Source organism: Ancylothrix sp. D3o (assembly GCF_025370775.1).
In the GTDB taxonomy this organism is placed as follows: domain Bacteria; phylum Cyanobacteriota; class Cyanobacteriia; order Cyanobacteriales; family Oscillatoriaceae; genus Ancylothrix.
In genome coordinates this window covers 338,458-354,766 of record NZ_JAMXEX010000003.1, presented here as the reverse complement: position 1 = coordinate 354,766, position 16,309 = coordinate 338,458, and the positions used below count along the sequence as shown (strand labels likewise).

Sequence of the window (16,309 nt, the reverse complement as noted above, 5' to 3'; positions counted from 1 at the left end):
CGTTACTTAGAGAGATTATTCTATCTGCGTTCCCGTCACGGCTTCACTAAATACTGTTTGGTAAACAAAACCGGCTAATATTGCTCCTAAAATTGGGGCGATCCAAAATAGCCAAACTTGGGAAAACAATTCTGTTCCTGCAAACAAAGCTACGCCGGTACTACGGGCAGGATTGACAGAAGTATTGGTCACAGGAATACTAATAAGGTGTATTAGTGTGAGACCTAAACCGATAGCAATTCCCGCAAATTGTTGGGGGGCACGTCGATCTGTTGAACCCAAGATAATCATCAAAAACATAAAGGTCATTACCACTTCTGTTATTAAGCAAGCTAAAAGTGAATAACCTCCGGGTGAATGTTCTCCAAATCCATTGGTAGCTAAAGGATTGGAACCAGAAAGACTAAATCCAGGTTTGCCACTGGCAATTAAATAAATCACGCCTGATGCAATAATTGCACCGGCTACCTGGGAAGCAATATAAGGTAGCAATTCACCGCCCGGAAAGCGTTTGCACGCCCACAGCCCAAAGGAAACTGCCGGATTTAAATGGCACCCAGAAATGTGTCCAATTGCATAAGCCATTGTTAAGACAGTTAGCCCAAATGCCAGGGAAACTCCAACAAATCCTAAGCCTAATGGAAAAAGGGCGGTTTCACCTATTTTTGCACCATCGGCTGTAAAGCCAGCGGCTAAAACTGCGCTACCGCATCCACCTAAAACAAGCCAAAAAGTACCTATAAATTCAGCAAGACATCGTTTTGCTAAAGAAAACATTTCTTAAACTCCTCATTGATGGCAGGTGCCCACAGTTTAACTTAGTTATCCTGAATTCTCTCCATTAAAATTTATTTTTTAATAAATCTCTGTATTTGGTTATATTTTTTAATTTTTAATTGGGTGCCACCGTCGGCTTATTTCCCTATTTTCATAGGAAATAGGCGTTTTGGCTAAGACAAATTTACAATTATATCGGTTCGTTTAATGCTTCAGCTACGGCTTGTAATGTTTTGTTATTTCTCACTAACAGGGCATGGGCAAATACCAAGACTTTTTTTTCTTTTCCTAATAGTTCTTTTGTTTCTTCTATTCTTATTTGTGCTGCACTCGCCGCCGGCACAATTATAAAATCATAAGGAGTCCAAATCGAAGTAAAGTTTATCTTTCCTAACATCTCAGAATCCTTATTTAATTCCTGCAAAAACAAACTACCCGGACGCATTTGTAAACACCCTGGTAAGGGCAAAAAATATGCCATTTTTGTGCCATAATGCGGCGAACCAATGGTTATCAATCTTTGTACTCTTTCAATACCCCCTAAGCGTTGTACATAATACCGGCTAACAATTCCCCCCATGCTCAAACCTACTACATCGATAGGCTGTTTTGGGGGAAAGGTATTTTCTACATATTCTGCTACTTGTTTTGCCAACAAATCTAAGCCAATGATGCCATTATATTGCTTCATATTCAAGGCATAAACCGGCCAGCCTCTTTCTGATAAATAAGCAGACATTTTGTTAAAAATACTGGCCGGTCGAAAAATTCCATGCACCAACACAACTGGATTTTTTTGCATTTTTTAACTCTTGAGAAATTTAGAAGAGGTTTCTGGGGCTATGTCCAGTTGAAAAGCGAATATTTTTCATGTAAAAATAATTTATTTGCGGTTCTCCTGAACTGTTGTTTTCAGGGAGTTTAAACGATTATTCTCTGCTTTCAACGGCGCTGATAATTCCTCCATTACAGCCTTTAAAACTCGCTCATCCGCCGCCATCCAGCCATGAAACAAAACCGGAATTAGGATATTTTTACCCACCGGCATTATCGAACTCGAAGCCGGTAAAATCATCATATCATAAGGGCTCCAAATCGAAGTAAAATTAATCTGGCTCAAAACTGTCAAATCTCGATTTAAATCTGCTAAAAAATAACTCCCTATCCGCATTTGCATACAACCGGGACGCAAAGACCCAAAAGCCGTAGCTGTGCCATTATGAGGAGAGCCAATAGTAATAAAACGATCTACCTTTTCAATACCTCCAAGTCGCTGTAAATAATACCGGCCAACAATCCCACCCATACTAAAACCCAGCAAATCAAAACGCTGATTTTCTGGAAAAATCTTAGCCGCATAAATCGCCACTTGTTCTGCCAATTTTTCAAGCGCTACATCTCCATTATTTGGATTCATACTCAGACTATAAACCGAGTAGCCTAACTTGCTTAAAAAATTTGACATGGGATGAAAAATTGCCTCTGTATCCCACAAACCATGCAACAGTAAAATCGGATTAGCTTTTTGTGAATTATTCATCATTATTTTGCCTTTTTCACCTAATTACACTTTAAATTTTAACTCTAGCTATTTTGAATGGCTTTATGACAGCTTTAAAGCTGGCTATGGTTAATTTTCCAACTTATCCCTCTTTAAATTCCACAAATCACAGTCAAACCCGCAATACCAGAAAACGCTCGTTTGGTTTCTCACGAACTAACTACCTCAGCAGCAATTCTTAACGCTGTATAGCTGTTTATCAGCGTCTAACCGCTTTTTTGTTAATTTTTATAAAGAAACTCATCGTTTACTTGTAATAATCCTTACATAACTTCATAATAAAGCGCGGGTCATTAAGATTCCACCGGCACCAAAAACGGGATACTGGAAGATAAGAACCTTCAAAGCAGTTTCCGGTATCATCGGGATATATAACAGAAGAGTTCATTCGTATAGTAGTTAGGAGATCATACAATGTTCGGTTTTCTTAAAAACATATTTGGCGGAATATTTGGCTTTTTGGGGAAAATATTAGGCTTCGGCAAAAAGTCTGAATACGCATACGAATTTGAGGCAAAACCAGCAGCAAAAGCCATGACTGCCAGCCAGCCGGCCCCCAAAGCCGAAACCGCCAAAACGGCAGCACCAAAAGCCGCAGCTAAACCCGCAACAGCAGAGAAAGCCACAACCAAACAAGAAAAGCCGGCAAAAGTAGAAAACCCCGCACCGGCGGCTGCCAAAAAACCAGAACCGGCAAAAGCCCCAGCACCTGTAAGCGGTTTTTCCACCCAATATTTAACACCCACCGCCACCGCCACGCGCCGGCGTCCGGGTGCAAATATGACCTCCTATCTCGACATGGCACGCCAAGTCAATACAACTCGCTAGACATTAAGTATTAGGGATTAGGAAAGCCGAAAATAATATCAATAAACTCTTGCATCCAACCCTATACTTATCGGCGTTAATTTGTGGGGCTGGCATCTTGCCAGCCGTTAATGTCCGGTTTAAATTTTCACCCCCACTGCTAAAAAAGCTGGGGGTTTTTTAAGGAAATAAAATAACCGCCAATGTAAGGCCGGTAGGATGTCGGGCCCGCAGATTAACTCAGATGAGTTGAAAACTGCATCAAAGCTTTTATTCCAAAACAGCCGACACCAAAGAAGCAGCCACCACCGGCGCCGTTACTGCTCTCAAAATGCGCTTCCCCAAAGAAACCCCTACAAACCCAGCATTGAATGCCGCCTGTTCTTCTTGCTCAGTTAAACCGCCTTCCGGGCCGGTTAAAATAACAATTTTTGATTTTGAATTTTCGATTTGAGATTTTACTTCAACTAAGCAATTTAATAAAGGCTTCGCCTCTAAGCGCGCTACACAAATAAAAGAAAAATCATTGACAAAAGACAAGCATTCTGAATAAGTTATTGGCTCCAAAATTGCCGGTACAACTTGTCTTTCTGACTGTTCTGCTGCTTCTTCGGCAATGCGTCGCCAGCGTTCAATTTTTTGGGGGCTTGGTTTAAGCAATGTCCGCTTACTGATAACGGGTACAAAACAAGTAACTCCCAATTCTGTACAAGAGCGCACCACATCCTCAAAAGCATTTCCTTTTGGCAAAGCTATTAATAAAACAACTTCCACCGCCAACTCATTAGAAGCCGGTATCGCCTCTAAAATCTCTGCGAGAGCGGGGGTTAAAAGCTTTGCTAACCACCATTCGCCATTTTTAATTGCTATAAAACAATCACCCTCCCGCAACCGCAAAACCCGACTTAAATAATGCTCTTGTTCAGCAGTCAGGTTAATGTGCCGGTCGCTAAATTGAGAAGGTGAAATAACTAGCCTTTGCAGTTGCGCCAAAATTTTAATCGCCTGTAAAACAAAAAAAAGGTAAAAGAGGATTTTTCTCTTTTACCATTGATTTTTAACAACTACCCTTCATTGGTATTAATGGTTTTTAGATAACCTTCAATAACCTCAGTAGCGAGTTGAACGAGGGGTTTATTCTGACGCTTTGCTTCCGCTTTTAATTGCGTATAAACCTCGTGACGCAGGCTAACCCGATGACGGATATTAGCGGGATCGGTATTGGTTTCTGTTGCGGGCTCTTCAGGAGCAATAGCAACTTGACCATTTGTGATTACAGGTGTTAGTTCTTGAACGTTCATTTCAGTTAATTGAGTGGTCATCTTGGGAGCAACTGAGTAAGAGGTAGTAAATTGGCGGATCTCATCAAAGCCAACTCGGTTACAAAAATCCCCAAAGCTTTCACCAGCCTGCCGTTTTTGTTGGAAAAATACAAAAATCGGCTCCAGAAAAGTTTCGAGATTTTCAATGTTCAGTCGGTCAATGTAGGGCTGCGCCAAACGAGTTTGATTGGGACAACCGCCCAGCCAAACTTGATAAGTATTGGGAGCGTTGCCAACAAACCCTAATTCCGCCATATACGGACGGGCGCAGCCATTGGGGCAGCCGGTCATGCGGACAACAAAGTGCTCGTGTTCTAACCCCAATTTGGCCAACAGGTTCCGAATCCGATCCAGTATACCAGGGATAGCCCGCTCAGACTCAGTGGTGGCCAGCCCACAGGTTGGTAATGCGGGACACGCCATCGAATAGCGTACCAATGGATCGATCCCAGTTTCCGGTTTGATGCCACAACGCGATAAAATCGCCTCAATTTCTGCTTTGATGGCCGGTTCTATATCATAAAACAAGACATTTTGGTGGGGTGTCACCAACATCGGCAAGTTATATTTGCTAACAATTTCATGCAGCGCCGTTTTTAGCTGAAAATTGCCTTCATCTTTAATGCGGCCATTTTCAATAGAAATGCCGACAAACAGTTTGCCATCGCCTTGTTCATGCCAGCCTAGGAAATCTTCATATTTCCACTCTGGCAAGGGTTTGAGCGGTTGAATTTCTTTGCCAAAATAACCTTCAACGGTTTGCTTAAATTTTTCTACTCCCCAGTCATGGAGTAGATATTTCATGCGGGCGTGGCGCCGGTCGCTGCGGTCGCCGTAATCGCGTTGTGTGGCGACGATGGCTTTTACCAAATCATACACATCATCTTTGCCGACAAAGCCAATCGGGTCGGCTAGGCGGGCAAAGGTTTCTTCTTTATTGTGGGTGCGTCCCAAACCGCCGCCGGCAAACACATTAAAGCCTACCAACTCACCGGCCCCATCGGTCATTACTACCAATGTGAGATCCTGGGAGTATAAATCTACCGAGTTATCTCCTGGCACCGTCACACAAATTTTAAATTTGCGTGGCATATAGTAAGTGCCATAAATCGGTTCTTCGGAGTTGTGAATAAGCGTGCCGTTACCGTTGCTTTGTCTGGCGGCTTTGACTGCTGGATCTTCCTCAGCAGAAACGGCTTTTTCTCCATCTAGCCATATTTCGTAATAGGCGCCGGTTTGGGGAGCTAACAAATCGGCAATATTATTAGCGTAAGTGAGAGCGTATTGATAATCGCGTCGATTTTTAAAGGGGGCCGGTGGAGCCATCACATTTCGATTTAAGTCACCGCACGCGCCCAACGTTGACCCCATTTTTTTAATAATAGAGGCCATGACTTGTTTTAAATTTTTCTTTAAAACGCCGTGAATTTGGAAAGCTTGACGGGTGGTTGCTCGCAGCGTGCCATTTCCATACTCATCACAAAGCCGGTCAAGCGTCAAATAAAGCTCTGGCGGAATGACCCCCCCTGGACAGCGGGTTCGCAGCATCATCTGATAATCTTTTTCTTGGCCTTTGACCCGATTATCGCGGTTGTCTTGCTGATAGGAACCGTGAAATTTAAGAATCTGTATAGCGTCTTCTGTGAAATGCGTTGTGTCTTGCAACAATTCAGTTGCCACCGGCTCGCGCAACTGATTGCTGCGTTCTTTGAGCCCTTCTACCTTTGAAGGTTTGCGTACTGGACTTTCGCCGTTCGGTACAGGAGAAATAGAAATAGGAGTTTTAACCATGAGTTCGATACAGTCAGAATTAAATAATTGCTTTTTGGGTCGGCAGAAGAGTATGCTGGCCGGTGGGTAGAGACGTTCCGACGGAACGTCTGTACTTGGGCTTTAGCCCTACAGAACCCTAAGAATTTCCCCGGAAATCCGGTCGGAATTGTGTTCTTTCTACTAATTTTATCATGGCCTTTGGGCGTCCAAACATTTTTTTAGGAATTTTAAAGAGATGAGGATGGCTGCACCTATAAGTAGATTGCTGAGTGCTACTACGGTGGTGTCAATTAGTCAATAGGTTTGGTGAATAATGTAAACAAACCCTCACAAGAGTGATAATTTTCTGGCAATTTCTTGGGGAATCTTTACAGTACCGAACAAAGGCATACCCTGTCTAGGGGCTATCAATAAAATTTAAGATTTTAAAGCTTACAGTTGTTAATGTTTCTTTATAAAAAACTGAACTTTGGGGGCGGCTTTATTTTCGCTGTCTTTTGGTAGTATAAATTTTTCCTAACCAGACCCTACAGAATTCTGAAAGATTGAGAACAACACCTTTCGCCCATTGGTATTACCTCGACAATAAAAAAACCCGCTTTCTGAAAAGAAAACGGGTAAACAGGAGAACACCAAATAGAAGCAGAGAAAACTTTGAGAAGCGATTAGAAGCGATAACCGCCGCCTACTTGCAGACTCACAGCAGAAGCAGGGCTATTTTCATAAGCATTGATTCCAACTTTGGCATCGCTAAAAATAACGATATCGCGGGTAACTTTCGCTTCAACGCCGGTTGTTAATACCACAGAATCTTTATTTCCCACAGGAGTCGGTGAACCATCACTTTCATGGAAAGCATAACCAACACCGGCATAAACGTTTGCGTTATTAGTTACGGCCAAATCATAAGAAACCATCGGCATAATAGCGGCACTTTCGTTACTAAAAACCACAGCCCCACGAACAGAAACCGGGGCATTTGGAATAGCATACCGGCCTTGAATACTACCACCAGTATTGGCCGCATCTCCATCTTGACCACCATTAGTTACACCGGCAGCAACCCCAGCACCAATATAGCTATCTTTCATCGGTTGAGGGTTAGCAGAAGCATGACTTGCAGACATCAAAAGCGGGGCAATAACGAGAGCAATTTTCAGAGCATTTTTGAGAGCGCGTTGCATAATTTTTCTCTTTCTTTGTATTAGTTGTTGTTGCTTTGTTACCTCCTTAGTCGTGGCATTTTTGGTTAAGTTCCGAGCATAGACAGTTAGGTAGACAGTTTAATAATTGTCACAATTTATTGTAGAGTATTCCTCTTTGCACCGGCAAATATAGCGAAAACGCCCAAACCCCCTTACTTAAAGGAACCCGCTATTTAGAAGCTCTTAAAAAGCGCAAAAAAAAGGCGTATTCCCCGGAGGAACACACCTAGTGATAGAAAAGAAATAGATTTACTCTTCTACTTCCTCCAAAATTTCGTCTGTTTCTTCTTCCTCCTCACCACCCGACACAGAGTTAGCAGAAACAACAGCACCTTTATCGAGTTGTTCGCGGACTTGCTTTTCGATTTCGTCGGCGATTTTGGTATTTTCTTCGAGATATTTGATAGCGTTATCCCGTCCTTGGCCGATGTTGTCGCCTTTATAGTTAAACCAAGTGCCTTTGCGTCCTAGGACTCCTGTTTCTTCTGCCATATCTAGCAAGCAACCCAAACGGGAAATACCTTTGCCAAAAAGGATATCAAATTCTGCGATACGGAACGGAGGAGCGACCTTATTTTTAGCAACTTTAACTTTAGCGCGGATACCGTATTCCTCAGTGCCTTTTTTCAAAGTTTGGGAACGGCGGATATCGAGACGCACGGAAGCATAAAATTTAAGAGCATTACCGCCGGTCGTGGTTTCTGGGTTGCCGTAGGTGACACCGATTTTTTGCCGCAACTGGTTGAGGAAAATAACAGTACAGCCAGACTTACCAATATTGCCGGTGATTTTTCGCAGAGCTTGGCTCATTAAACGAGCTTGCAAACCCATGTGAGAGTCACCCATATCGCCTTCGATTTCTGCACGGGGTACCAAAGCAGCAACCGAGTCAATAACAACTAAATCAACAGCAACAGAGCGCACAAGTTGATCAACAATTTCTAGCGCCATTTCGCCGTTATCGGGTTGAGACACCAATAAGTTTTGGGTGTCAACATTCAATTTAGCCGCGTAGGTGGGATCGAGGGCGTGTTCTGCATCCACAAAGGCGGCGATACCACCGGCTTTTTGCACTTCAGCGATAGCGTGGAGGGCGAGGGTAGTTTTACCGGCACTTTCTGGGCCATAAATTTCAATAACCCGTCCCTTGGGCAACCCACCGCCCAAGGCGATATCCAGAGTCAGCGATCCGCTGGAGATGGTTTCCACCTTCATGCGGTTGGCATCTCCGAGGCGCATAATTGAACCTTTGCCAAAAGTGCGCTCGATTTGCCCTAGCACTGCGTCTAATGCTTTTTGCTTCTGGGGGTTTACTGTTGTGATTTCTGCTGGGGGCATTTTTTGCCTCATGGGGTTTGGGTCGTCCTATTTATAAAGTGAGTTACCATTCTATCGACAGTCTGTGGCTAAGCGTTATCGTTGCATCCAGGGATGGGGATCTATGCTTTGCCGCCGCTGACACAAGCTGCACTTTCCCGCTGGCTTCTATTCTGGGTGCAGGAAAGCCGTGTATTTCTTGCAGCTTTTTAGCAAATTGGGGTTTGCCGGTTCCACCTTTCTATTTTAGTTTTTGGTTGGGCGTTTGGGCGTTAAGAAGCTTAAAGATTGTTGACTTTTTTTTCAAAGCAAGCGCACAAACTCAAGATTAAGGGGAGAGTTTAAGCAATACTGCCGCGTTTGCGGGTTTCCTTGTAGGAAGTGCCAACATTTTTTAAACCGGCCTTAATCATTTCTCTTTCCAATAAAGCAAAAAAATGATAACGATCTCCCCCTCTCACAACAGCTTGGTTATGCGCTTCTGCCAGCGCCACAGGATAACCATAACCTTTTTGAACTTGGGCAACAGTTAAGCTTAATGTTGTTTCCAAAAGTTCAGGATTTTCTACTACCCACCCCGGCACTTCTATTCTGGCAATTTCCGAGCCAACATTAACATAACAAAAATAAACAGTATGGTGTCCATAGCATTGTAAAATTGGCGCACAACTCCGCCATAAAGGACTGCGTTGGCCTGGTTGTAAAGTTGTTTGCCACAGGGCCACATCTCGCAGAGGTTCAAAAACTTGGCAAGGCGCTTTTTTTGGTTGCCCTGGTGAACTAAAATCTAGGTCTGGGGCGCAATAAGAAATGCAGTTTGGTTCCTTATGAATACAAGCTTCTAAGCGTAAAAAATTAATCGCTTCCATACTTCTTGAAGCGCTGAGATATCCCACAATAGGAATACCGGCTTCTTCCAATTTATCCCAAGCGTCTAAAATTTCTCCTAAAATTTTATCGCGGGCTTCTGAGGCAATACCTTCTAAAAACCAGTAAATTAATGAACCATCCACCAGCGAAATTGCCGGCACCGGCGGGGGGGTTGTTTCCCACAATGAGCAAGCTAATTCTGCTAAAACTGTTGCTTCAGTAGCAGTGCGTCTATACCCCATCCATTCTTCAGTTCGGATTGCCCATTGCCGCGATTCATATAAATCTTCAGCCCGATAATAAATTTCTGGCAAACTGTCTAATAAAGGATGCCGGCTGACTCCGTAATGCAGTACAACTCGCCCGACATTAATAAGATAGCAATAAGCAATTTCGTGATGACTAGGGGCAATTTGGGAGCCGTCTGTGGCGATGACTGTGTGGGTGCGGGGGGCTGGGGGAATGGCGATTCTAGTATCTAATGGTTCGACGGGTTCGGCTGCTGAAAATATGAGCCGGTGTTTCCAATCTTGTTGTTTTTTTACTAATTCTAGGTGATGGGTTTGGGCTTGCTGCATTAATAGTTCGGCTGTTTGTAGCCGGCCTTTTGCTGCTGTTGCTTCTTGGGTGAGGTGTTTGCTTATGCCGGGGAGTTTTCCGGCTAGTTTGTTGAGGTCTAGCATGGCTTTTTTGTTGGGGGTTAGGGAGATTTTTAAACCGCAGATAAACGCAGATGGACGCAGATGGTTTTATGGTTTGTTGGGTTTTGGGGATTGGGTTTAGTGGGTGGGAAGATAGGGTTTTATTACTCTTCCAAAACCGCGTAGTTGTTTATAATAGGCGCGGCTGATTTCATCGCCTTTTTCGGATAGGATATCTATGCCGATGCCGTTACGACCGGCTTCTTTTCCTGAACTGTGGATATATTTTTTGTCGCCCAGGTATAAAGCAACGTGGGTGGCTTTTTGGGGATTGCCAAAAAAGATTAAGTCTCCTGGTTGTAATTCGGAAATTTTGAGGGGCTCGGTAAAGGCTTCTTGTTGGTAGGCGTCTCTGGGTAGCCACACTCCTACTGATAAAAATGCGGCCTGCATTAAGCCTGAGCAATCATAATTTGGGGCAACTGTTCCACCCCAAAGATATTGGTTTGGGGTGTTCATGGCGTTGTGGGTAAAGGCGATAACTTGCGGTAAACCCTGTTGAATTTCTGTTTGGGATAGGGTGATGGGTTGATAGGGGGTTTTTGAGGTTTCAAGAAATTTTAGTTGCTCTTGGGTCAGCCACCCCGGATAATTGTCTTCGCAAAGTTCAATTTTTAGGGTGTCGGTTTCTAGGGAATGAATACAAAGGTTGCGGTTTTTGGCTGCTTGGGTGGCTAAGCGTTCGCATTTTGGGGAGTCATAGATATCTAAATTTGTTAAACAGCGATATTGGATGCGAGATGCTTGGGATTGGTTGGTGGCAAATTTGGTTTGCAGTTCTTTAAGAGAAATCATAGGGGTCAGTTGATTTTTGAGGGAAAATTTTCCAGTTTAGATTTTGGGCTGGAGGGGAGATTTTTTTGTTTGTGGGGTCTGTGAGGTTCTGTTGCAATATTTTTCTAAAATAAAATAGCTAGTCACAACTGACCCCTGAGAAATTATGGCTTTTTTTCGGAATGATGAACAACTCGAAAACCTAGGAAGTGAAATTTTAGAGGCTACTTGGCGCGAGTTTCCAAGTTTGGAGAGAAATCAAATTGCGATGACGTTGGTGGTTTATGATCCACCGGCGCCTGTGAATACGGGGGGTGCGTTGAGTCCTGATGCGTTTTGGAATCATCCTGTGCGGGGGTTTTCTTATCGCGGGGGTGAGCGTATTTATCCGGCAAGTATTGTCAAGTTATTTTATTTGGTGGCGGTACATGAATGGTTAGAAAAGGGTATGTTGCAATCTTCCCGCGAGTTGGAGCGGGCTATGCGGGATATGATTGTGGATTCTAGTAATGATGCGACGAGTTTGGTGGTGGATGTGTTGACCGGCACGACGAGTGGGCCAGAGTTATCGCGGGGGCCGTTTGAAACTTGGAAGCAACAGCGGAATATTATTAATCGCTATTTTCAGTCGCTTGGTTGGCCGGAGTTGGGTGCGGTGAATATGAACCAAAAAACTTGGTGTGATGGCCCCTATGGTCGGGAAAGGATGTTTTTAGGGGAAATGATGGAAAACCGCAATATGTTAACTACGGATGCTTCGGCGCGGTTGGTTCACAGTATTGTCGGCGGGGTGGCGGTTTCTTCCGCGCGTTCCCAGGAAATGATGCAGTTGATGCGGCGTTCGCTTGATCCTGTGGAGTTGGCGGCGGATGCTGACAATCAGGTGACGGGGTTTTTGGGGGCCGGTGTGCCCCAAAATGCACGGGTTTGGTCGAAAGCTGGGCTCACAAGTCAGGTACGCCATGATGCGGCTTATATTGAGTTGGCGGAGGTGCGGCCTTATTTGTTGGTGGTGTTTACGGAGGGTAAGGCTCACAGTAAGAATGAGGCGATTTTACCTTTTGTTTCAAGTCGGGTGGCTGAGGCGATTGTTGGTTTGTAGAGAACTTAATCTCCCTACCGCTTCGTAGGGGGAATTGGCCTCTGGTTGCCCCTATCGGCGGGAGAGGTTTGTTTTGAGGTCAAAACAAGATAACCCTGTAAGGGGGGGCTTACAGGGTTATCTTTTGGGGGTTTTTGGGGATGGGGGGACGGAGAGGGAGGGATTCGAACCCTCGGTACGGCCTTTCGTACCGTACAACAGATTAGCAATCTGCCGCTTTCGACCACTCAGCCACCTCTCCGTGCTCACAATTAATGATGGTAGCACAAGTTTTTGTGGTTGTCACAAAAAAGACAAATTTTTTTTTGGGGATTTTTTTGGGCCAAAAGGGGCCAATTTTTAAGAGGGTTTTGAATGGCCGGATTTTTGATGGGCTGAATGCTTCCCCGGAGGGCTTTACAGCGGTTTTGGGAGGTGCTGTAGGCTTTGCATGATGTGAAGAAAATTAGAATTATCAACAGTAATTGATGAATAAATGTACGTTGATAATGTATATAAAAATGCGTATTTCTGTGGGTGTTATTGTCTCGAAAAGCTGGCAAAATACCTCTAGCCTATCTAGCTAAGGGGGGATACCTGGTGGAGTTGGTATTCCTAGAATTTAGAAAAGTTTAAAAGAGTCTTTTTTGATAATTCAAACAGGCTCTAGTTCAGTTAATTTTTCTTTGCTTTTAAGTCTGGTTGAGCTCCTTTTCTTAAGGTAATCAAGCAGACAGGGTGTAAATTTCTAATAATGGGAAGAGTAAAAAGATGAAGGGTAATAATAGGCGGATTGCTTTGGTTTCTGTTCATGGAGATCCGGCAGTTGAAATTGGGAAAGAAGAGGCGGGTGGTCAAAATGTTTATGTGCGTTCTGTGGGAGAGGCTTTGTCTAAACAAGGTTGGCAAGTGGATATGTTTACCCGCAAAGCTGATGCAAGTCAGCCGGCAATAGTAGAACATAATTCCCATTGTCGCACTATTCGGTTGAAAGCGGGCCCAGAAGAATTTATTCCTCGTGATAATATTTTTAGTTTTGCACCAAGGTTTGTTTCGGAGTTCCTTAAGTTTCAAGATGTCACGGGGGTTAAATATCCGATTGTCCATACAAATTACTGGATTTCTAGTTGGGTAGGAATGCAGTTAAAAAAATGTCAAAGCATTAAACAGGTGCATACTTATCACTCATTGGGGGCAATTAAATATCAGTCGCTTAGTACGATTCCGATGATTGCTAAGACGCGGTTGTTTTTTGAAAAGGCTGTTTTGGAAACTGCGGATTGTGTGGTAGCAACTAGCCCTCAAGAAAGAAATCATTTACAGGATTTGGTTTCTACAAAAGGTTATGTTGATATTATTCCCTGTGGTACGGATATTCGCAATTTTGGTTCAATTGGCAAAGAAAAAGCCCGGCAAGTTTTAAAGATTGCGGCTGATGAAAAGGTGGTTTTGTTTGTGGGCCGGTTTGACCCTCGTAAGGGGATTGAGACTTTGGTGCGTGCTCTGGCGGCTTGTAAAATTCGCCGGCAAGCTAAGCTAAAGTTAATTATTGGTGGCGGTTGGCGTGAGGGGGAAAGTGATGGTTTTGAAAGAGAAAGAATTGATGGGATTGTCAAGGAGTTGGGTTTAGGAGAAATTACTATTTTTCCTGGTCGTTTGGGACGCGAAGATTTGCCGATTTATTATGCGGCGGCTGATGTTTGTGTGGTTCCAAGTTATTATGAACCGTTTGGTTTGGTGACGATTGAGGCTATGGCTTGTGGTACGCCGGTGATCGGTTCGGATGTGGGGGGTCTTCAGTACACAATTATTCCAGAAAAAACCGGTTTGTTGTGTCCGCCAAAAGATGAAAAGGCTTTTGCTGATGCTCTTGATCGTATTTTGAGCAACCCTGATTTTGCAAAGAAATTAGGTCAAACGGCTCGCTTGAGAGTTGAGACAACTTTTAGCTGGGATGGGGTGGCAAAACAGTTAAATGATTTGTATTGTTTAATGTTGGATAGTCCGGGGGTAAAAATGGGGCCGGTGAGTGCATAAAAGGATTTGGGGGGGATTTTAAACGGCGGCTCTTAAACGCATGGCGGCTTCGGTTAATTGTTGGGTACCGACTTTGGTTTGACGGATACCGGAAGCCGACTCGGCGGCGCCTTGATTAATGGCATTCATAGCATCAAGAACTTGTTGAATGGCAAGTGCTTGCTGCTTTGCATTGCCGGCAATTTGCTGGCTGTTATCGACAATTCGGTTCATCCCCCCGGCAAGTCCGTTAAAGGCTTCGGCTGTTTTTTTAACAATTTTTACGCTGGAATCTACATTGTTTGTGCCTTCATTGCTGACTTCTACGGTTGACTCTATTGCTTTTTGAAGGTTGGCGACTAAACTGTTAATACTTTCGGCTGATTTTTTGCTTTGATCGGCTAAAGTGCGTATTTCTTTTGCTACTACTGCAAATTCTTTGCCATAGTCACCGGCTCTGACGGCTTCAACGGCAGCATTTAGGGCTAACATATTGGTTTGATTGGCTAAGTCGCTGACTAATTTGGAAATGGTGCCAATTTGACGGGTTTGCTCACTTAAACGCCCTATTTCTTGGGCAATGGCTTCGACTTTTATTTTTAATGTTTCCATTTCTTCTAAACTTTCTTTTACTGCTTGGTTTCCGTCCGCTACTCGGTCAAGGGCCAAACGGGCACCGGCGGCGGCGGCTTCTGCTTGCAGTGCTGATTGTTGTGAAGAATTGCTCAATTGATCCATTGTTACGGTTGTTTCCTGTACGGAGGAAGACTGCTGAGAGGACAACCTTTCTTGCTCTTCTAAAGTGGAAAGAACTTGTAGAGAAAATGAGGAAATTACTGCGGTCAATTGTTGAATTAATCTTAATAAGCTCCTGATAATAAAACTTCCGATTATCAAAACCGCAAGCAACGATAAAAAGGTAACGAGAAAAGCTGCTCCCCTTAATTGGGCAATTGATGCAAATACCTCGCTTTTTTGCAGTTGGGATACAAATATGAGGGGATGAATTTTAGTGTTTTTGTTGGGGTAAAGTGTGTAATAGCTTAATAATTGAGGTGTCCCTTCAGAAATTAATCCTTTTCCTCCAGATAACAATTGAGCAGCTATTTCTTCAGGATAATCTCGGCTGATTCTCTCGTCTTTATTAAACTCAAATCCAAAGGTTTTTTCTGAATTGGGATGGGAGAGGTAGTAACCATTTTGGTTGACAACAAAAAAAGTGGTCTTGTTTTTTGTATCCTCGGTATTTATCTCTAAAAAAGAATTGGCATTAACATTAACAACCAAAATTCCTCGTTTGTTACCTTGCTGGCTATAAATGGGTGTACTGACTCGCAGGACGGGATGGTGGGGACTTTCTATTTTGCCTCCTTCGCGGTTTAAATTCACCTGCGATACATAGACTCCCCCTAATTTCAGCTTCATTGTCTCCATAAAATAGTCGGTTTTGGCCTCGTTTTGCATTTGTTTTGCCGGCACGACTGTTATGGTTTCGTTGTCGGAATTTATCTTTACCATTTCATTACCTTTTTCATCTAAATAGCTAAGCTGGTAATACTGAGGTCGGCTTTCCATCAGGGCTACAAAAATCTGGTTTAATCTATTTATCCATTGAAGATAAGATGACTTATCTTCTGGATCAATACCTCCATTTTCTCTAGCACGGATTATTCCTGATACCGGAGGCATTCCCCTTAAAAATAGAACGTCTTGGCTGACATTATCTAAAAAGTTGTTAATTTTTTCGGCAGTCTTTGAGGTTTCTTTATCTATGACTTGCAATGACAAATCTGTGATGGCATTGGTGGCAACCGAAATGCTGTACCAGCCCAACACTAAGACCGGGATCAGTGTGCTGATGGCAAGTAAGCTAATGAGCCGATTTTGAAATCTACTGAAATTTTTTAAAACTTTCATAGTTTTTGGCGGGTAAGTATAGGAAAATGTTCAAACTTATTTTACCCCCGTAATTAGCGGGTGGTTTGAGAAAATCCACTCCTAGGGGCGGCAGTTTTCTGTTTTTCTCGCTGGTTTGTTGAAAGGTTAAAAAGTTTAAATTTTCATCGCTGATTTGTCTCAATCTGTAGATTTTGCTCCAAACCCAC

General features: G+C 43.4%; 13 protein-coding genes and 1 tRNA gene. 3 read left to right on the top strand and 11 right to left on the bottom strand.

What is annotated here, in order from left to right:
- Positions 1–15: 15 nt before the first annotated feature.
- The 3 genes from aqpZ to NG798_RS08855 form a co-directional block, all read right to left on the bottom strand.
- Positions 16–777: an aquaporin Z gene (gene aqpZ / locus NG798_RS08865; protein WP_261222027.1), complete on the bottom strand. Its 762-nt coding sequence runs from the start codon at positions 775–777 to the stop codon at positions 16–18.
- 190 nt (positions 778–967) lie between these two features.
- Positions 968–1,579, bottom strand: coding sequence for a triacylglycerol lipase (locus NG798_RS08860; protein WP_261222026.1), 612 nt, complete (start codon positions 1,577–1,579; stop codon positions 968–970).
- Positions 1,580–1,660: 81 nt separating this feature from the next.
- Positions 1,661–2,320, bottom strand: a complete 660-nt coding sequence (locus tag NG798_RS08855) for an alpha/beta fold hydrolase (RefSeq protein WP_317619568.1) — start codon at positions 2,318–2,320, stop codon at positions 1,661–1,663.
- A 432-nt stretch (positions 2,321–2,752) separates the two neighbouring features.
- Between NG798_RS08855 and NG798_RS08850 the strand changes: the two genes are divergently transcribed.
- The gene (locus tag NG798_RS08850) at positions 2,753–3,166 is read left to right on the top strand and encodes a hypothetical protein (protein ID WP_261222024.1); all 414 of its coding nucleotides are present in this window, start codon (positions 2,753–2,755) and stop codon (positions 3,164–3,166) included.
- Between the two features lie 249 nt (positions 3,167–3,415).
- Here the strand turns inward: NG798_RS08850 and NG798_RS08845 are convergent, their stop codons facing one another.
- From NG798_RS08845 to NG798_RS08820, 6 genes are all read right to left on the bottom strand, one after another.
- Entirely contained in the window at positions 3,416–4,138 is a 723-nt protein-coding gene (locus NG798_RS08845) for a 16S rRNA (uracil(1498)-N(3))-methyltransferase (protein ID WP_261222023.1), read from the bottom strand.
- Positions 4,139–4,209: 71 nt separating this feature from the next.
- On the bottom strand, positions 4,210–6,258 hold the full coding sequence (gene sir / locus NG798_RS08840; RefSeq protein WP_261222021.1) for a sulfite reductase, ferredoxin dependent: 2,049 nt from the start codon (positions 6,256–6,258) through the stop codon (positions 4,210–4,212).
- Between the two features lie 647 nt (positions 6,259–6,905).
- A complete protein-coding gene (locus NG798_RS08835) occupies positions 6,906–7,424 on the bottom strand; it encodes a porin family protein (protein WP_261222019.1) in 519 nt (172 codons plus the stop codon).
- Positions 7,425–7,694: 270 nt separating this feature from the next.
- Positions 7,695–8,783 carry a recombinase RecA gene (gene recA, locus NG798_RS08830; protein WP_261222017.1) on the bottom strand — a complete coding sequence of 363 codons (1,089 nt, stop codon included), beginning with the start codon at positions 8,781–8,783 and terminating at the stop codon, positions 7,695–7,697.
- Between the two features lie 320 nt (positions 8,784–9,103).
- Positions 9,104–10,315 (bottom strand): DNA double-strand break repair nuclease NurA, encoded by a 1,212-nt coding sequence (locus NG798_RS08825; RefSeq protein WP_261222015.1) that lies wholly within the window; start codon positions 10,313–10,315, stop codon positions 9,104–9,106.
- A gap of 96 nt (positions 10,316–10,411) precedes the next feature.
- Positions 10,412–11,128, bottom strand: a complete 717-nt coding sequence (locus NG798_RS08820) for a C40 family peptidase (RefSeq protein ID WP_261222012.1) — start codon at positions 11,126–11,128, stop codon at positions 10,412–10,414.
- Between the two features lie 145 nt (positions 11,129–11,273).
- On the opposite strand from NG798_RS08820, the gene NG798_RS08815 reads away from it, so the two are divergent.
- Positions 11,274–12,209 (top strand): serine hydrolase, encoded by a 936-nt coding sequence (locus tag NG798_RS08815; protein ID WP_261222010.1) that lies wholly within the window; start codon positions 11,274–11,276, stop codon positions 12,207–12,209.
- Positions 12,210–12,358: 149 nt separating this feature from the next.
- Here NG798_RS08815 and NG798_RS08810 read toward each other — a convergent pair.
- Positions 12,359–12,450, bottom strand: a tRNA-Ser gene (locus tag NG798_RS08810).
- Between the two features lie 509 nt (positions 12,451–12,959).
- Here NG798_RS08810 and NG798_RS08805 point away from each other — a divergent pair.
- Positions 12,960–14,225: a glycosyltransferase family 1 protein gene (locus tag NG798_RS08805; RefSeq protein ID WP_261222009.1), complete on the top strand. Its 1,266-nt coding sequence runs from the start codon at positions 12,960–12,962 to the stop codon at positions 14,223–14,225.
- 18 nt (positions 14,226–14,243) lie between these two features.
- Here the strand turns inward: NG798_RS08805 and NG798_RS08800 are convergent, their stop codons facing one another.
- On the bottom strand, positions 14,244–16,121 hold the full coding sequence (locus tag NG798_RS08800) for a methyl-accepting chemotaxis protein (RefSeq protein ID WP_261222007.1): 1,878 nt from the start codon (positions 16,119–16,121) through the stop codon (positions 14,244–14,246).
- Positions 16,122–16,309 lie beyond the last annotated feature (188 nt).

Bases quoted from the DNA above. Each gene is read 5' to 3' on its own strand.
- NG798_RS08805 (WP_261222009.1), top strand. From the start codon at position 12,960: ATGAAGGGTAATAATAGGCGGATTGCTTTGGTTTCTGTTCATGGAGAT.
- aqpZ (WP_261222027.1), bottom strand. From the start codon at position 777: ATGTTTTCTTTAGCAAAACGATGTCTTGCTGAATTTATAGGTACTTTT.
- recA (WP_261222017.1), bottom strand. From the start codon at position 8,783: ATGCCCCCAGCAGAAATCACAACAGTAAACCCCCAGAAGCAAAAAGCA.
- NG798_RS08800 (WP_261222007.1), bottom strand. From the start codon at position 16,121: ATGAAAGTTTTAAAAAATTTCAGTAGATTTCAAAATCGGCTCATTAGC.
- NG798_RS08850 (WP_261222024.1), top strand. From the start codon at position 2,753: ATGTTCGGTTTTCTTAAAAACATATTTGGCGGAATATTTGGCTTTTTG.
- NG798_RS08855 (WP_317619568.1), bottom strand. From the start codon at position 2,320: ATGATGAATAATTCACAAAAAGCTAATCCGATTTTACTGTTGCATGGT.
- NG798_RS08815 (WP_261222010.1), top strand. From the start codon at position 11,274: ATGGCTTTTTTTCGGAATGATGAACAACTCGAAAACCTAGGAAGTGAA.
- NG798_RS08820 (WP_261222012.1), bottom strand. From the start codon at position 11,128: ATGATTTCTCTTAAAGAACTGCAAACCAAATTTGCCACCAACCAATCC.
- sir (WP_261222021.1), bottom strand. From the start codon at position 6,258: ATGGTTAAAACTCCTATTTCTATTTCTCCTGTACCGAACGGCGAAAGT.
- NG798_RS08835 (WP_261222019.1), bottom strand. From the start codon at position 7,424: ATGCAACGCGCTCTCAAAAATGCTCTGAAAATTGCTCTCGTTATTGCC.
- NG798_RS08860 (WP_261222026.1), bottom strand. From the start codon at position 1,579: ATGCAAAAAAATCCAGTTGTGTTGGTGCATGGAATTTTTCGACCGGCC.
- NG798_RS08825 (WP_261222015.1), bottom strand. From the start codon at position 10,315: ATGCTAGACCTCAACAAACTAGCCGGAAAACTCCCCGGCATAAGCAAA.